Raw genomic sequence first — 16,925 nt, forward strand, 5'->3', positions numbered from 1 at the left:
CCCTTCCCTCTCCCAATGGGAGAGGGAGGGAGGCGCGTAGCGCCGGAAGGGTGAGGGTGACTTCATTTCTTGGCTGGCAGGGTGATGGTCTTCGCGACGCCGTCGCGGCGCGGGTCGGCGCCGCCGTCGAACTTGCCGTTGCGGATCATGACGCCGTGCAGGCCCGAATCTTCGCCGGTGCCGCCGCGCACGGTGACGCCGCGTTCGGCCATCGCGGCGCGCAGCTCGGGCGCGAACTTGTCCGCCTCGCCATTGAAGCTGCCGCCGCGGGCGACGAGGTTGGGCAGCGCGATGGCATCGGCGACGGGGAGTTTCCAGTCGATCATGCCGACCAAAGCCTTGGACACATAACCCAGAATCGCGTTGCCGCCGGGCGATCCGATCGCTCCGGCAAGGCTGCGGTCGGGGTTGAGGATGATCGTCGGGACCATCGATGAGCGCGGGCGCTTGCCGGGCGCAATCACGTTCGGGCCGGTCGGCACGAACGAGAAATCGGTCATCTGGTTGTTGAGGAAGAAGCCATCGACCATGCGCCCGGTGCCGAAGAAGCTTTCGACCGTGGTGGTCATCGACACCGCGTTGCCGTCGCCGTCGATGACGATGAAGTGCGAGGTGCCGGCGACTTCATTGGTGGCGTCGATGCGCGCGGCGATGGCACCGGGCGGCGTGCCGGCGGTGGGCGCGGGTCCGGCACGATCACCGATCAGCGCGGCGCGGCTGGCGACATAGCCGGGGTCGAGCATGCCCTTGACCGGGACGGTCGCGATGTCGCCGACATAGGCGTCGCGGTCGGCATACATCAGGCGGCTGGCCTCGGCGTACTTGACCCAGGCGACGGGGTCGTTGGGGCCGCGTGCGCCGATATCGGTGCGCTCGATCATCGCCATCAGCTGCAGCAGGCCGACGCCCGAGGAGGGCGGGGGCGGGGCGCAGAGGATGTAGCTGCGATAAGGGTTGCACAGCCCTTCGCGCACCACCGGCTTGTAGGCGGCGAGATCCGCTTCGGTCATGCTGCTGGCATAGTCGCCTTCGCGGACCCGGGCGACGATGCGGCGAGCGGTTTCGCCCCGGTACATTGCATCCGGTCCCTGCGCGGCAAGGCGGCGGAGGAAGGCGGCATAGGCGGGGTTGCGCAGCGTGTCGCCCGCCTTGATCTTGCTGCCATCGGTGTTTCGGAAATAGGCGAGCGAGTCCGGGGTGTTCGCCTGGGGCCCGCCGGAGTTGACGAAGCGGCCGAGCCGGGCGGTGACGGTGAAGCCGTTGGCGGCGGTCTGTTCGGCGTCGGCGAACAGCTCGCGCCATTTGAGCTTGCCGTGCTTTTCCTGTGCCAGCGCCATCATGCGCACGACGCCGGGGACGCCGGTGGCGCGGCCCGAGAGGACGGCGGTGCGGAAGGACAGCGGCTTGCCGTCCGGGCCCATCAGCATGTCGGGGGTGGCACCCGCCGGGGCGGTTTCGCGGCCGTCATAGACGGTGACGGCTTTGGTCTTGGCGTCGTAGCGGACCATGAACGCGCCGCCGCCAAGGCCGCTGCTCTGTGGTTCGACCAGGCTGAGCATCGCCTGCACCGCGACCGCGGCGTCGACCGCGCTGCCGCCCTTGCGCAGGACATTCAGGCCAGCCTCGACCGCGAGCGGGTGCGCGGCGGCGACGAAAGCTTGGCGTTCGGGCGCAGCGACGGGCGCGGGGGCGGCAGTCTCGACCGCGCCGCGTGGGGCGCAGGCGGAAAGGCCCGTCGCGACGAGCGCGAGCAGGAAGTGGGCGCGAGTCAGTTTCATGGTTCGATGGCCTTTGCGCCAGGGCGGCGGGGGTCGGCGGCGCCGAGGAAGAGATTGTCGGTGATCATGATCGAGTGCGCGCTTCCCATGGTTTCGTCCGAAGTGATGCGATGCCCCTTTGCCTTGAGCGCCGCAACCGTGTCGGGGTTGAAGCCGGGTTCAACGCGCAACGACGCATTGTTGCCCTGATAGATGCGCGGGCGGTGGGTCGCCTCGTCGATGTTGAGGCCATAGTCGATCGCGTTGACGATGACCTGGACCACCGTGGTCGGAATCGTGCTGCCGCCCGGCGTGCCGGTGACGAGCCACGGCTTGTCGCCCTTGAAGATGATCGTGGGCATCATCGTGGACAGCATGCGCTTGCCCGGTGCCATGGCGTTGAGCGGGGGCGGGGTGCCGGTGCGCTGGGCCTCCCATGCCTGTTCATGGCTGAAATTGTTCATCTGGTTGTTGAGCAGGATGCCGGTGCGCGCGATCATCACGCCCGATCCGAAGTCCGAGCCGAGCGTGGTGGTGAGCGAGACGGCGTTGCCATCCGCATCCGCGACCGAGAGGTGGGTGGTCGAGGGGCTTTCGAACTTGAGCGGATCGCCGACCGGGGCGTCGGCACCGGGGATCACCTTGTCGACCGAGATGAGCTTGGCGCGTTCGGCGGCATAGGCCTTTGACGTGAAGCCCTTGACCGGGGCGGTGACGAAGGCCGGATCGCCGAGCACGCGATAGCGGTCGGCATAAGCGAGCTTCATCGTTTCGGCGAGGAGGTGGAGCGAGGCGGCGCTGCCTTGCCCTGTGGCCTTGAGGTCGAACTGCTCGAGGATGTTGAGCATGTTGAGCAGGGTCGCGCCGCCCGCGCTGGCCGGGGGCGGGGTGTAGACGGTGTAGCCGCGATAGCTGCCGATCAGCGGATCGCGCTCGACCGGCTTGTAGGCGGCGAGGTCCTCCAGCGTGATCAGGCCGCCATTGGCCTTCATGTCCGCGACGATACGGCGGGCGATTTCGCCGGTATAAAAGGCCTTGGCGCCGCCCTTCTGGATCTCGCCGAGGGTCCAGGCGAGGTCGGGCTGTTTGAGCACGTCGTCCTTTGCATAGAGGCTGCCATCGGGCTTGTAGAAGGTCGCCTTGCCCGAGACGCTGTTGCCGAGGCGCTCACGACCCCAGCCGAACACAAAGGCTTCGTCGGCGGTGAGCTTGACGCCGTCGCGGGCGAGGCGGAGCGCGGGTTCGACGACCTTGGCCCAGGGGAGCTTGCCCCATTTCTTGTGCGCATGTTCGAGACCGGCGACGCTGCCCGGGACCGAGGGGGCGAGATAGCCATAGGAGGCGATGCCGCGTTCCTTGCCCTTGTTGTCGACGAACATCGCGGCGGTGGCGGCGCGCGGGGCGACGCCGCGGAAATCGATCACGCGGACCTGTTTCGACTTGGCGTCATAGACGGTGATGAAGCCGTCGCCGCCGACATTGCCCGCGCGCGGCAAGGTGACGGCGAGCGCGAAGGCAACGGCGACGGCGGCGTCCACCGCATTGCCGCCATCGCGCAGGATTTGGGCGCCGACGCTGCTTGCCATCTCATTCTGGCTGACCACCATCCCCCGCGTGCCGACTACGGGCGAGTGGATCGAGGGATATTCGAGCAGGTGGCGGCTCTGCGCCGCGACCGGGACGGGGAGGGCGAGCGCGAAGGCCGAGAGGGCGAGGGTGAGGTTACGCAGGAACATGGGTCTCTCTCTCAATTCCTCCCCCAGCTCGCTGGGGGAGGAATGCGGGTTGTCTCAAACATCGTCTTTCGAACTGTAGCGGTCCGTGTCCATCTCCCCCTCCCAGCGCGCGACGGCGGTGGCGATGGCGAGGTCCGACGTGACGTTGGGCACGGTGCGGGTCATGTCGAGGATGCGGTCGAACGGCAGGATGAAGCCGACGACGATCGCGGTCTGCTCGGGCGTGATGCCGATCGCGTGGAGCACGGCGGCGAGGACGAACAGTGATCCCGACGGGACCGGCGCGACGCCCATCGCGGCGATGGTGGTGGTGGCGGCGATCAGCAGATAGTCGCCCATCGTCAGATCGACGCCGAACGCCTGAGCCGAGAACAGCGTCAGCATCGCGATATACATCGCCGCGCCGTCCATGCCGATGGTAGCGCCGAGCGGGAGGACGGTCGAGGCGACCGGCTTGGACACGCCAAGGTTGCGCTCGGCAACGCGGATCGCGACGGGGAGGGTGGCGCTGCTCGACGAGGTCGAGAAGCCGACCATGATCGCGTCGGCAATGCCGCGAAAGAAGGGGAGCGGCGAGAGCCACGCCATCAGCCGCACGACGATCAGGCCGTGGATCAGCAAGGTGACGATGGCCGAGCCGACGACGACGCACAGGCCGAGCTTGAGCACCGCGAGGAAGCTGGACGGGCCGGTGGTGCCCATCACGACGGCGATGAGCGCGAACACGCCGAACGGCGCGGTTTCCATCACGAAGCCGACGATCTTGAGCATCACTTCGGACCCGGCGTTGAGCAGCTGACGCACCGGCTCGGCGCCCTTGCCTGCCGCGATCACGCCCGCGCCCACGAGGATGGCGAAGAAGATCACCGCGAGCGTCTTGCCCTCTGCCATCGCGCCGATCGGATTGTCGGGGATGATCTCCATGAACATCTGCGCGGTGTCGGGCGGGGTGCCCATCGCCTTGGGCACCGCGCCGGCAAAGGTTGCGCCGAGGCCGGGGGCGATGAGAGTGGCGACGACCAGGCCGGTGGTGACGGCGAGCGCGGTGGTGAAGACGTACATCGCCAGCGTCTTGACGCCGATGCTGCCGAGCCGCTTGGGGTCGGCGAGCGCGGCTACCCCTGATGCAATGGTGAGGAACACCAGCGGCACGACCAGCATGCGGATCAGGCGGACGAACAGGGTGCCGATCCAGCCGATCGCGGTCGCGCCCTCTCCCCAGGCGTAGCCGACCGCTGCACCGAGCACGAGCGCGGCGAGGATGCGTTTCCACAGGTCGATCCCGAACCACCAGGCAAAGGCGCGCCCGATGGGGCCGCGTCGTGCGGGGGGATCTGGCAGGGTGGTGTCGGTCATGCGGGGCAATTCCAGTTCGGTTGGCGCGGTTTGGGTAACGGACGTCCGGCGAGCCTATCGGTCAGCTTGCCCTTGTCCACCGCAATCCGGCCATTGACCAGCACATAGCGGACGCCGGTGCTGGGCAGGTCGGGCCGATCATAGGTCGCGCGCTCGGCATAGGTGTGCGCGTCGAGGATCGCGATATCGGCGAACTTGCCCGGCGCGAGGATACCGCGATCAGGCAGGCCGAGGATCTGCGCGGTTTGCGCCGAGGAGCGCTGGACGAAGCGTTCGGGGGACATCAGCTTCTTCTCGCGGACGAACAGGCGCCAGCCGCGCGCGAAGCTGCCCATGCGGCGGGGGTGGCCGTTGGTCGCGTCGGAGGAGGTGACGACCCAGCTTTGGCGCGCAAAGGCGTCGATGTCGGGCTGCGTCATGTTGAAGCTGGCGATGCTGGTGCCGGGATCGGCGATCAGGATGCGCGCGGCGGCGTCGAGGGGGTGGACCTTCCATGCGGTGGCGAGCGCGTCGAGGCGCTGGCCCTGATGCGGGCCGCTGACCATCAGAATGGCGTTGGGGCCGCCGCGGACGCGGAGCTGTTCGGCCATCTCCGTGCGCAGCTGCGGATCGAGCGCCTTGAGCTTGGCGACCATCGCGGGCGCGCCGCCATCCTGCGCGCGGCGTGGGACGAGCGCGGCGGCGAGCGAGGTGCTGGAGGCTTCCCACGGATATTGGTCGGCGGTGATGGTGACGCCGGATTTCTGCGCGGTGGCGATATGCGCGACGACCTTGGGGGCCATGCCCTGAACGTCGGCGCCGAGTGCCTTGATATGCGCGATGTGGAGGGGCAGGCGGCCATCGCGGGCGATGGCGACGGCTTCGTCGATCGCGGGGATCAGGCCGATGCTGGCGCTGCCCTCGTCGCGCAGATGGGTTTCGTAGATGCCGTTGAAGCGGCCCGCGATGCTGGCGAGCGCGGCGACTTCGCCGGTCTTCGCGAAGCTCTGCGGGGCGTAGTAGAGCCCGGCCGACAGGCCGAGCGCGCCGTCGCACATCGCGCGGGCGACGTGCCCTTGCATCGTGACAAGCTCGGCGGAGGTGGGGGCGCGGTCGCGGTTGCCGACGACGTGCAGCCGGATCGTGCCGAAGCCGGTGAAACTGGCGACATTGGGGCCGGTCGGGTTGGCGGTGAGGCGCGCGAACAGGGCGGCGATGTCGCTGTCGCCGCCGCCGTCATTGCCGATGACGATGCTGGTGACGCCCTGCAGCAGGTGGTTGGCGAGTTGCCGCTTTGTCGCATCGGCCGAACGGGCGTCGGGGCCGCTATGCGTGTGCGGGTCGATGAAGCCCGGGGTGACGGTGAGGCCACGGGCGTCGATGCTGCGCCGCGCGGTGATCCCGCGCGGACGCTGGCCGATATAGAGAATGCGGTCGCCGTCCACCCCGATTTCCGCCACCCGCGCCGGGGTGCCGGTGCCGTCGATGACCTGGCCATTGGTGATGACCAGGTCGATCGTGCGGGGTGCGGGGACCCGGTCCTGTCCCGCCCCGAGGGGCAGGAGCAGGAGCGGGGCCGCGAGGACGCGGACGGCGCGTCGCATCAGAACCGCTTGCTGATCGAGAAATAGATCTGGCGACCGCGGTTGCCGTAGAGTTCGCCCATATAGCCGTTCGAATTGTCGGCGAGCGGGGCGAGCGTGTTGAACAGGTTGCGCGCACCGACGCGCAGGCGGAGATTGTCCATCGGCCCGCCATCGACCTCATATTGCGCATAGAGGCTGTGGGTCATGTAATCGTCGACGCGGTAGCGGGTGCCGTCCGCGAGCGAGGCGGAGGTGTCGGTGACCGGGCCGACATAGCTGCCATAATAGCCCAGGCCGAAGCCGTTATAGCGCCAGGTGACGCTGGCCGAAGCGCGCCATTTCGGGCGGCCATTCTGTTCGACGATATCCTGTGCCCCGGCGATCGCGATGGTGGGGTTGATCGTGCCGGCCGCCTGTGCATCGATCAGCGCCTGTGCCGCGGGGGTGGGCGTCTGATAGAATTCGAGCAGGCGGGCGGCGTTGATCCGCGCGCTGAAATCGCCGATGCCGGTGTCCTTGACCTGATAATAGACGCCAAGGTCATAGCCGCGCACCGCACGCGGGGCGAGGTTGGTGTAATTGTCGATCACCTGGATCACGCGGCCGACCGGGGCGATGCCGGTGCCGGCGAAGTCGGTAATCTCCTGCGGCGTCGGATCGGCGCGCTGGACGTTCGGGTTGGACGAGCCCTGCAGCCGCAGCAGATAATCGAGGATCAGCGCGTTGCCGTCGCCGAACAGGCCGATCACATTCTGCTGCCGGATTTCCCAGTAGTCGGCGGTGAGGGTCAGGCGACCCAGCTTGCCCATGTTGAACTGGAAGGTCCCGCCGAGCGAGAGGTTGTCGGATTCTTCCGGCGTCAGGCTCTGGCTGCCCGAGCGGTTGCTGACCACGCCCTGGCTGCGCGTGCAGGCGTCGAAATTGGCGATGCGTCCGGCGCGGAAATCGGCCTCGCACTTCACCCAGTCGGTGCGGGTGTTCGAGCGCTGGATACCGTTTTCGAACAGCTGCGGCAGGTTCGGCGCGCGGAAGCCTTGCGACCAGCTGCCGCGCAGCTGGAAGTTGGCGAAGGGATACCAGGATGCCGCGACCTTGGGCTTCGCGACGGTATTGAACCCCTGATAGGATTCGACGCGGCCGGCGAGCTGCAGGTCGAGCGAGTGGATCAGGGGCACGTTCATGTCCGGCGCAACGAGGGGCACGGCGAATTCGAGGAAACCCGAAATCGTGTCGCGCGCACCGCTGCTGTCCGGGGTCGGGCTGGCGCCCATCGTGTCGCTGCCGTTCGAGCTGCCGTCGAGCGCGACGAAGCGGATCGTGCCGTCGAGCCGGTCGTCGCGGTCGTCGGCGAAGGTTTCGTGGCGGAACTCGACGCCCGCCGCCATGCCGACGCGGCCGCCGGGCAGGGTGAACAGGTCGTTCTTGCTCACCTTGAAATCGGCCATCGCCAGCTCGGTCGTGCTGATGCGGCCGATATCGACCATGAAGCTGTCGATCACGCTCTGCGGATTGGGCGAGCTGTCATAGCGGCCCGGGTTGAGCGGGTCGCCGCCGTTGAACGGGTTGTACGCGCTGGCGTCGGTGCGGCTCAATGCCTCCTGGAACTTGGTCAGGCTGACCGTGCGCATGCTGTCGGCGGTGCGGGCGCGCGAGTAGAGCGCGGCGCTGTCGAAGTCGAAGCCGAGCAGCTCGCCCCGGAACCCGGCGAGGAAGCGGGTGGTGTCGTTGCGGACATTGACGACCAGCGGGCCGGCATCGACCGGGCGATAGTCGATCAGCTCGATCGGCACGCCGGTGGTGGCGACGCCGCCCAGACCCGGGATGCGGAACGCGCTGCCGGTCGGGCCGAACGGGTTGTAATAGGCGTTGATCGGGATGATCAGCCGCTGGCTGGCGAGCGACGTATCCTGTTCGCGCTGCGACTGGAAATCGGCGCGGTACCAGCCGGCTTCGGCGAAGAATTCCAGACCGCTTTCGAATTCATGGTTGAAGAAGCCGAACAGGTTGATGCGGTCGTTCCGCCCCATGATCGTGCGGACATCGTTGATGTCATACTTCAGATTGTTATCGGTCGACGCGGTCGACAGCGAGCTGTTGTCCCAGCAGGTGCCGGCATATTGGGTGGCGGCGATACAGCCTTCATTGGTGTTCGGCTGAATGTGGAAGATGCCGCTGCTCGTCAGCGGCGTGCCGTTGACCGTGGCGGAGGTGGTCGAGGCCGCGAAGCTGGTGGTCAGCCGCTGGAATTCGCCCCAGATGCTGTCGACCGAGGTGTTGTCGAAATCGCTGTCGCCCGCGAACGCCGTGCCGGCCAGCAACGGGCGCAGGTCGGCCGATTGCGAATTGCGGCGGTCCCGCGCGTAGAGCGGGTCGCGGTGGTTGTACGATCCGAACAGCGAGATGTTCGACTTGCCGCCGTTGAAGCGGTGGCCGAATTCGAACGCGAATTCCGCCTCGACCTGTCCCGAATCCTCGGTGAAGCCGAGTTCGGCGGTGGTGCGCAGGCCGCGGAAATTGTCCTTGAGCACGGTGTTGATCACGCCGGCGACCGCATCCGAGCCATAGATGGCCGCAGCGCCGTCGAGCAGCACTTCGACGCGGCGCACGCCGAGCACGGGGATGGTGTTGGTGTTGACGCTCTGCACCGGCACCAGGTTCTCGCTCTGCGTGCCGGGATGGAGGACCATGCGGCGGCCGTTGAGCAGGACGAGCGTGTTGCCGGTGCCGAGCGCGCGCAGGTTGATCGATGCGGTGTCGCCGCGCGCGTCGTTGATGCCGCCCGCGTCTCGGCTTTCGTTGAACGCGACGTCGCCCGATTGCGGGATGGCGCGGAACAGGTCGTCGCCGCTGGTCGGCGCGGCGGCGGCAATGTCATCCTCGTTCAGCACGGTGACGGGCAGCGCACCGGCGACATCGGCGCCCTTGATCTGCGAGCCGATGACGACGACTTCCTCGGTCGTCTCGTCCTGAATATCGGCGGCGGTCTGCGGTGCGTCCTGCGCCATCGCCGCAGTGGCGGTGGCGAGCAGCGAAATGCTTCCCAAAAGGCTGGCGATCCGGATCGTCTTCATGGTCGTGTTTCCCTGTTCCCAGTCATGTTCTTGCCTTGGCGTCTGGTGCGCCTTCAGCTCCCCTCTGCGATGATGTCCGCGACGCGTTCTGCGCTGCCGGCGGCGTAGGTCCAGCCCAAGGCGCCGTGCCCGGTCGCCGCGATCACGCCCGGCGCGATGGTCCGGGTGATCGGCAGCGAGTTCGGGGTCATCGGACGCAGGCCGGCCCAGCTCGACTCCATTTGGTCATAATCGGCAGCCTGAGGCAACGCTGCACGCGCACTGTCGACCAGCACGTGCAGCCGCGCCGGCTCGACCCGCGTGTCGCGCTTGCCCAGTTCGGCGAGCCCCGCGATGCGCATGCGGTTGCCGATGCGCGCAAACACGACGCGATTGGCGACATCGGTGATACTGGCGCTCGGCGCGGCGGGGCCGGGGGGCAGGGTGATCGAATAGCCCTTCATCGGCTGAATCGGCAGCCGCACGCCCAGCTGGCGGGCCAGCCGGGACGAGCCGTTGCCGGCGGCGAGGATGATGCGATCGGCATCGACTCGCATGCCGTCGCTGGTGACGAGCGCGGGGCCGGACCCGTTCGCCATGATCCGGTCGATGCCGACGCCCATCATCGAGCTGCCGCCCGCGCGCAGCAGCGCATCATGCGCGCTGACGCAGAAGCGGTGCGGATCGCCGACCTCTTCGTCGCGCGTGTGCAGCGCGCCGACGATCTCGCCCCGGATCGGCGCGAGCATCGGTTCGGCGGCGACTGCGCCGTCGGGGTCGAGGATCGCCTGTTCGACGCCGTGCGCGGCCTTGAGCGCCGCCATATCCTGCGCGGCGGCAAAGGAGGCGTGGCTGCGGTAGAGATGGATCTTGCCCGGTGCGCCATGCCCGAAATCGAGCTGGTGCCGGGCGGCAAGTCCGGCGAGCGCGGTGCGCGAACGCGCGGCGAGGGCGAGGCCCGCAATGGTGTTGTCGCGGAAGCGCGTGGCGGTGCCGTTGCGCAGAAAGGCGATGGCCCAGGCGATGAAATCGGGGTCGAGCCGCAGATTGAAGCGCAGCGCGCGATCGAGGCCGAGCAGGACGCGCGGGATCTGCGCGAGCGTCGATGGGCTCGCCAGCGCGTCGGTATAGCCGTAGCTGAGCTGCGCGCCATTGGCGAAGGAGGTGCCGAGCCCGGGGCCTTCCGCACCGTCGATCACGGTGACGCGATGGCCACGCTCGGTCAGGGTCAGCGCCGTCGCCATGCCGACCACGCCCGCGCCGAGCACGATCACTTCGCGCGCAGCGGTCATGCCGTCAGCTCCGGATATCGGTCGATCAGAAAGCGTCTCCCCCTGCCGCAGCAACTGGACAGACATTCCAATCACGCGGTGGATGGCGACATTAAAGTTCAAGCGGGCGACGAAAAGTGTGGATTCGCTGCTTAAGGTATAAACTGAGTCTATGGTTTGGCGCGGTTGTCCTCCAGCACCTGCTGAAAGGTGCGCAGAAAAGCGTGGGCGGCGCGCGATGGCTGGCGCTCCTCCAGCGTGACCCAGGAAATGGTGAAGCGCAGCGGCGGATCGGTCGGCAGCCAGGTGAAGCCCGGCGCGCGCCAGGCGCGGGCGGTGAATTCGTCGATCACCGTCACCCCGCGCTCGAGCTGGGCCAAGCGGGCAGCGATGAAGAAGGTCTGCACCGACACGGTCTCGCGAAAGGCGATGCCGCGCGCGCGGGCGGCTTCGGTCAGCACCGCACCGATCGGGCCGGCTGCGGCGACGCCGATCACGTCGCGATCGGCGAGCTGATCGAGCGGGAAGCGCGTATTCGCCTCCGGGAACATGCCTTCGGGAAACTGGACGACCAGCTCGCCCTCCGCCATCGCAGCGCGGGCAAGGCGCGGGTGCGGGGGCGGCGTATAGGCGATGGCGATGTCCAGCTCGCGCTCGATCAGCGAACGCAGCAGATCGTCATGATGATGGGTGTGCACTTCGAACGTCACGCGCGGCCAGTCGCGGCGGAACAGCGCCATTGCCTGTGGCACCATGTCGAGCGCGAGGCTGGGCACGATACCGAGCCGGATATGCCCGCCGCCCGAATGCGACAGGTTGCGCGCGGTCTGTTGCAGCGTGCCGAGCCGGTCGAACAGGTCGCCGGCCTCGCGCATCAGCGCATGCGCCTCATCGGTCGGGATCAGGCGCCCGCGCGAAAGCTGGAACAGGCGGAAGCCGAGATTGTCCTCGGCATGGTGCAGCGTCTTGGACACCGACGGCTGCGACACGCCGAGCGCGCGCGCGGCGGCGCTGATCGAGCCGTGCTGATAGACGGCGTGGACGATCTCAAGCTGGCGCAGGCGCATCAGGCGGGCTCAGACATAATGGGGGTCTGGGCGCTCGTGCAGCGCCTCATAATGCACCAGCACGGGCTCGGGACCGAGCGGGACGGGCTGGCCGTCGCGGAACGCCCATTCGCCGCGGTCGCAATCCTGCGCGCGGACATAGCCGTTGATGTAGAAGCGGCGCTGATGATCCGCGGTGTTTCGGCCCGATCCGTGGACCAGATAGGGGCTCCACATCGCGACGTCGCCGGGCTCCAGCTCAAGGTCGATAACGCTGGCCGGGTCGATGCCCGCGGTGCGCAGCGCGTCGTCGGTCATCTCGTTTCCCAGCACCTCGGTCGAAGTGTCGAGCGCGAGCGGGCCGTTGCGATGGCTGTTCGGGATCATCCGCATCGCGCCGCTCTCCCGAGTATGCGGGTCGATGGCGAGGCCGGTCTGGATGTAGGAACTGCCGAGATTGCGATAGGCTTTGTCGGGCTTGCGGAAGCGCGAATCCTGATGCCAGGCGAAATCGCCCTTCGACCCTGGCGCCTTCCAGTGGAGCTGGTTGATGATCTGCTTGAGGTCGCCGCCGATCAGCGGGGACAGCAGCTCTACCCAGCGCGGAGCGAGCCGGACGGCGTTGAGCGTTTCATTGTGGTAGGATGGCCATTGCACCATCGGGACCAGCGGAGTGCCGCTGTCGTCGGGGCGGACGTTGTAGAACAGATTGCCGTGGCGGAAGCTGCGGCCATGCGCGATCCCCTCGGCATGGACGGCGTCGATGGCGGCGCCGATCCCGGCGACCTCTTCGGGTGAAAAGACGCCACGAACAACGGCATAGCCCTGTTCGCGATACTGGGCGACATGATCCATAGCGGCCTCCGCACACGCGTTACGCGTGCGAGGCTTTCATTCGATCGGAGTCGCGTCAACCCGCCGGTTGGGTCGCCTGCGGATCGGGTTCGGTGGCGTTGGCGTCGAGCATGTCGGCGGCAGCGTTGAGCTGGGCCGCTTCGTCGGGCGAGACGCCGGTGGTGTCGTCGGGGCCGTTGCAGGCGACCAGCAGTGCGAGTGGCAGCAGAATGATGGCGCGCATGGTTCCCCCCCGGAACTGCGCGGGGCCGTCAGCGCGACGGCCCCGGCGTGATCTTAGTTGTTCTTGTCGAGCTCGTCCTCGGCGGCATCGGCGGCGTTGCCGACGCGGTCCGCGCCTTCACCGATCGCAGCGCCCGCACGGTCGGCGGCGTTTTCGGCGGTGCTGAGCGCGCCGTCGGTCGCGGCTTCGACATCATCGGCGGCTTCGCTCATCGTGGCATTGGCGTCGGCACCGATCGCCTCGGCGGCTTCGGCGGTTTCGTTCTGTGCCTTGTCGCTGCATGCCGCGAGGCCGAGTGCGGCGATTGCGGCGAGCGGAAGTAGAGCCTTTTTCATGTGATTTCCTCTCTGGAACAAACCTCGTGCGGGGCAGGACGCCTGAATCGAGACTAGGTTCCGTTTCGGATCAGGGCAATGCGGGCCAAAGCCCTTGCCTAGATCGGCCCTTTTGCCTAGATCGGAGCGGTAGTCGGCCGCCCGTGGAGGGCGGCCCTTATTGTTTCTGGAGACTTTGACGTGGCTCAGCCGCTCATGCCGCACGCGACCGCTTCCTGGCTGGTCGACAATACCGCGCTCAGCTTCGAGCAGATCGCCGACTTTTGTGGGCTGCACATTCTGGAGGTGCAGGCGATTGCGGACGATACCGCATCGACCAAGCTGACCGGCCGCGATCCGGTGCGCGCGCACGAGCTGACCATGGAGGAAATCGAGAAGGGTCAGGCCGATCCCGATTACCGCCTGAAGATGAGCAAGGGCCCCGAGCAGGTGCGCCGCACCAAGGGCCCGCGCTACACCCCGGTGAGCAAGCGTCAGGACAAGCCCGACGGCATCGCCTGGATCATCCGCAACCATCCGGAGATCAGCGACGGCGCGATCGGCAAGCTGATCGGCACCACCCGCACCACCATCGCCGCGATCCGCGACCGTTCGCACTGGAACATCGCCAACATCGTGCCCAAGGATCCGGTGACGTTGGGCCTGACCAGCCAGCGCGAGCTGGACGCGGCGGTCGCCAAGGCAGCGAAGGCGGCGGGCATCGAGGCTCCGGTCGACACCCGGCTGGAGGGCGATCGCGAGGCGCTGCTCGAACAGCTGCGCGCCGAGCGCGAGGCGGCGTCGCGTGAGACGACGACTGGCGTCGAGCTGGACCGGGATACGCTGTTCAAGAGCTGATCCACTCCTTTTTCGGTTTTCCGGTATCGTGACGGCGCGTGGACTCGACAAGCGGGTCCCGCGCCGTCACTGTTTCCGGTATGGCTGAACCGGCGATCTCCCCCGACATCTCGCTGACGCAGGACGAGAGCTTTGTCGCGACCAGTCATCGCGGGCTGACTTATCCCTTTGGCGAGCGCGTGCCGGCGGTGGGCGAGGCGCTTCCGGTGGCGCGCGGCGTGCATTGGGTGCGCATCCCGATGGCCGGGCCGCTCGACCATATCAATTGCTGGCTGGTCGCCGATGGCGATGCCACCACGATCGTCGATACCGGGCTGAACGTCGATCCGTCGGTCGAAGCGTGGCGCGCGCTGTTCGATGCGGAGCCGCTGGCGTCGGCGCCGCCGCGCCGCGTAATCTGCACGCATTTCCATCCCGATCATATCGGCCTTGCCGGATGGCTGGGGCGCAAATTCGATGCGCCGCTGTGGATGACGCGCGGCGAGTGGCTGATGGGGCGGCTGTTGACCGCCGATGTGCGCGACGCGGTGCCGGACGAGCAGATCGCCTTCTGGCGCGCGGCGGGATGGGATGACGACCAGATCGCGGCGGCCAGCGCCAGGGGCTATGGCCAGTTCAGGCGCATGGTCGCGCCGCTGCCGCTCGGCTATCGCCGGATCGTCGATGGCGACGCGATTGCGATCGGCGATGCGATGTGGCGGGTCGTGGTCGGATCGGGGCATTGCCCGGAGCATGCGTGCCTGTGGAACGAGGCCGATGGCGTGCTGATCGCGGGGGACCAGGTGCTGCCGCGGATCAGCTCCAACGTCTCGCTCGGCGTGAGCGAGCCCGAGGCCGATCCGCTGGGCGAGTGGCTGGCTTCGATCGACAAGCTGTTGGAACTGCCCGACGATCTGCTGGTGCTGCCGGCGCATGGCGCGCCGTTCACCGGGCTGCACGTGCGGCTGGCAGCGCTGCGTGACGAGCATCGCAAGCGGCTCGACATCCTGGCCGAGCATCTGGCTGAGCCGCGCCGTGCGGTTGATTGCTTCGGGCGGATGTTCCGGCGGACGATCACCGGCGACATGCTCGGTCTCGCCACCGGCGAGACGCTGGCGCATCTGCGGCGGCTGGAGGTCGAGGGGCGGGCGGTGCGCGAGGTGCGCGACGGCGCGTGGTGGTATCGGAAAACGGGTTAGGCTAGCGTCGCGTCGCCGGGTGGCCTGATTCAGGAGAGCGATGCGATGTGCGACGATCTGACCAACGCGGATAATGAGCAACTGGCAAAGGGCATGAGCCGGCGCGAATTCGGTGCCGCGGCGGGTGCTGCGGGGCTGATGGCGCTGCTGCCGACCCCTGCCAATGCGATGGCCATCCAGTCGACGGATGTGACGTTCAAGACCCCCGACGGGACCGCCGACGGCTATTATGCCGCGCCGACCAAGGGCAGGCATCCGGCGGTGCTGGTATGGCCCGACGTGATGGGCCTGCGCCCCGCCTTCCGCCAGATGGGCGAGCGGCTGGCGCAATCGGGCTTTGCGGTGCTGACGATCAACCCGTTCTACCGGTCGGTGAAGGGGCGGTTCCTGCAGCCGGGCGAGAGCTTTGCGACGCCGAGCGTGCGCGAGAAGATCGGGCCGTGGCGTGCGCTGTTGACGCCGGACGCGGTGGTGCGCGACGCGACTGCCGCGGTGGCGTGGCTCGACGGGCAGCGCGGGGTGGACAAGAAGCGCGGGGTCGGCACCACCGGATACTGCATGGGCGGGCCGTTCACGATGCGCACCGCCGCTGCGCTGCCCGATCGGGTCAAGGCGGGCGGGTCGTTCCATGGCGGCGGACTGGCCACCGACAAGCCCGACAGCCCGCACTTGCTGGTGCCCAAGATGAAGGCGCGCTTCCTGTTCGCGGTCGCCGAGAATGACGACAAGCGCAATCCGACCGAGAAGGAGCTGGTGCGCAAGGCGTTCGCCGACGCGGGGCTCGCGGCGGAGGTCGAAGTGTATCCGGCGAACCATGGCTGGTGCCCGCCCGACAGCCAGGTTTACGATCAGGTGCAGGCGGAGAAGGCGTGGGCGCGGTTGCTGGAGACGTTCAAGGGGTTGTGAGTTGCGCTGATCCTCCCCCTGGCGGGGGAGGATTACTTAGCGCTTGACCCGTGCTGCGATTTCGTTCCTATTTCGTTCTCAATCGACTCGGAGGGACGACCATGACGCTGACGCTCTATACGAACCCGATGTCGCGCGGACGGATTGCGCGCTGGGCGCTTGAGGAAGCGGGGGCCGAGTACGACACGGTGGTGATCGATTACGGCCCGCGCGCGCCCGAATTTCTGGCGGTAAACCCGATGGGGAAGGTGCCGACGATCGTGCATGACGGCGTGGTGGTGACCGAGTGCGCGGCGATCTGTGCCTATCTCGCCGATGCCTTTCCGGCGGCCAAGCTGGCGCCGCCCGTGGATGCGCGCGGGGCCTATTATCGCTGGCTGTTCTTCGCCGCGGGTCCGCTGGAGCAGGCGGTGACCAGCCGGTCGATGGGCTGGGATGTCGGCGATGATCCGCAGAAACAGGGGATGCTGGGCTTTGGCAATTACGACCGCACGATCGACACGCTGGATGCAGCGGTGAGCGCCGCGGGCGACGGCTGGCTGGCGGCGGATCATTTCACCGCGGCGGACCTGTATGTCGGCGCCCATCTGAGTTGGGGCACCCAGTTCGATACGATCCCCAAGCGCGAATCCTTTGTAGCGTTCGCCGCGCGGGTGCAGGCGCGGGAAGCGGCACAGCGGGCGAATGCGCTGGACGATGCGCTGATGCCGGCTCCGGCCGAGGGGTGATCCAATTCCTCCCCTGAGCTTGCTCAGGGGAGGGGGACCGCTCGCGCAGCGAGTGGTGGAGGGGCGGCCGCGCAGACGGCCG

14 protein-coding genes are annotated in these 16,925 nt (G+C 67.7%); 4 read left to right on the forward strand and 10 right to left on the reverse strand.

The window, feature by feature from the left end; translation table 11 throughout:
- Window positions 1–62: 62 nt before the first annotated feature.
- From AX681_RS09830 to AX681_RS09870, 10 genes are all read right to left on the reverse strand, one after another.
- A complete protein-coding gene (locus AX681_RS09830) occupies window positions 63–1,778 on the reverse strand; it encodes a gamma-glutamyltransferase family protein (RefSeq protein ID WP_066659226.1) in 1,716 nt (571 codons plus the stop codon).
- Window positions 1,775–3,493, reverse strand: coding sequence for a gamma-glutamyltransferase (gene ggt, locus AX681_RS09835; protein ID WP_066659225.1), 1,719 nt, complete (start codon window positions 3,491–3,493; stop codon window positions 1,775–1,777). Before ggt ends, AX681_RS09830 begins: the two co-directional genes overlap by 4 nt.
- Window positions 3,494–3,547: 54 nt before the next feature.
- Window positions 3,548–4,849, reverse strand: a complete 1,302-nt coding sequence (locus AX681_RS09840) for a dicarboxylate/amino acid:cation symporter (RefSeq protein WP_082737919.1) — start codon at window positions 4,847–4,849, stop codon at window positions 3,548–3,550.
- Window positions 4,846–6,432 carry an N-acyl-D-amino-acid deacylase family protein gene (locus tag AX681_RS09845; RefSeq protein WP_066659224.1) on the reverse strand — a complete coding sequence of 529 codons (1,587 nt, stop codon included), beginning with the start codon at window positions 6,430–6,432 and terminating at the stop codon, window positions 4,846–4,848. Before AX681_RS09845 ends, AX681_RS09840 begins: the two co-directional genes overlap by 4 nt.
- Entirely contained in the window at window positions 6,432–9,485 is a 3,054-nt protein-coding gene (locus tag AX681_RS09850) for a TonB-dependent receptor domain-containing protein (protein ID WP_066659223.1), read from the reverse strand. Before AX681_RS09850 ends, AX681_RS09845 begins: the two co-directional genes overlap by 1 nt.
- A gap of 53 nt (window positions 9,486–9,538) precedes the next feature.
- Complete coding sequence (locus AX681_RS09855) at window positions 9,539–10,756, reverse strand: FAD-dependent oxidoreductase (RefSeq protein ID WP_066659221.1); 1,218 nt, start codon at window positions 10,754–10,756, stop codon at window positions 9,539–9,541.
- Window positions 10,757–10,905: 149 nt separating this feature from the next.
- Entirely contained in the window at window positions 10,906–11,802 is an 897-nt protein-coding gene (locus AX681_RS09860; protein ID WP_066659219.1) for a LysR family transcriptional regulator, read from the reverse strand.
- Window positions 11,803–11,811: 9 nt separating this feature from the next.
- On the reverse strand, window positions 11,812–12,636 hold the full coding sequence (locus AX681_RS09865) for a phytanoyl-CoA dioxygenase family protein (RefSeq protein WP_066659217.1): 825 nt from the start codon (window positions 12,634–12,636) through the stop codon (window positions 11,812–11,814).
- A gap of 55 nt (window positions 12,637–12,691) precedes the next feature.
- Window positions 12,692–12,859: a hypothetical protein gene (locus AX681_RS21935; protein ID WP_156442695.1), complete on the reverse strand. Its 168-nt coding sequence runs from the start codon at window positions 12,857–12,859 to the stop codon at window positions 12,692–12,694.
- A gap of 53 nt (window positions 12,860–12,912) precedes the next feature.
- Complete coding sequence (locus tag AX681_RS09870) at window positions 12,913–13,194, reverse strand: hypothetical protein (RefSeq protein WP_066659212.1); 282 nt, start codon at window positions 13,192–13,194, stop codon at window positions 12,913–12,915.
- 180 nt (window positions 13,195–13,374) lie between these two features.
- Here AX681_RS09870 and AX681_RS09875 point away from each other — a divergent pair, with 180 nt between their 5' ends.
- From AX681_RS09875 to AX681_RS09890, 4 genes are all read left to right on the forward strand, one after another.
- Window positions 13,375–14,031 carry a DUF1013 domain-containing protein gene (locus tag AX681_RS09875; protein ID WP_066659210.1) on the forward strand — a complete coding sequence of 219 codons (657 nt, stop codon included), beginning with the start codon at window positions 13,375–13,377 and terminating at the stop codon, window positions 14,029–14,031.
- A gap of 80 nt (window positions 14,032–14,111) precedes the next feature.
- Complete coding sequence (locus AX681_RS09880; RefSeq protein ID WP_066659207.1) at window positions 14,112–15,209, forward strand: MBL fold metallo-hydrolase; 1,098 nt, start codon at window positions 14,112–14,114, stop codon at window positions 15,207–15,209.
- Between the two features lie 45 nt (window positions 15,210–15,254).
- The gene (locus AX681_RS09885) at window positions 15,255–16,115 is read left to right on the forward strand and encodes a dienelactone hydrolase family protein (RefSeq protein WP_066659205.1); all 861 of its coding nucleotides are present in this window, start codon (window positions 15,255–15,257) and stop codon (window positions 16,113–16,115) included.
- A gap of 101 nt (window positions 16,116–16,216) precedes the next feature.
- Window positions 16,217–16,843: a glutathione S-transferase family protein gene (locus AX681_RS09890; protein WP_066659204.1), complete on the forward strand. Its 627-nt coding sequence runs from the start codon at window positions 16,217–16,219 to the stop codon at window positions 16,841–16,843.
- Window positions 16,844–16,925: the final 82 nt, after the last annotated feature.

It is taken from the genome of Sphingomonas sp. CCH9-E2, assembly GCF_001557215.1.
In the GTDB taxonomy this organism is placed as follows: domain Bacteria; phylum Pseudomonadota; class Alphaproteobacteria; order Sphingomonadales; family Sphingomonadaceae; genus Sphingomonas.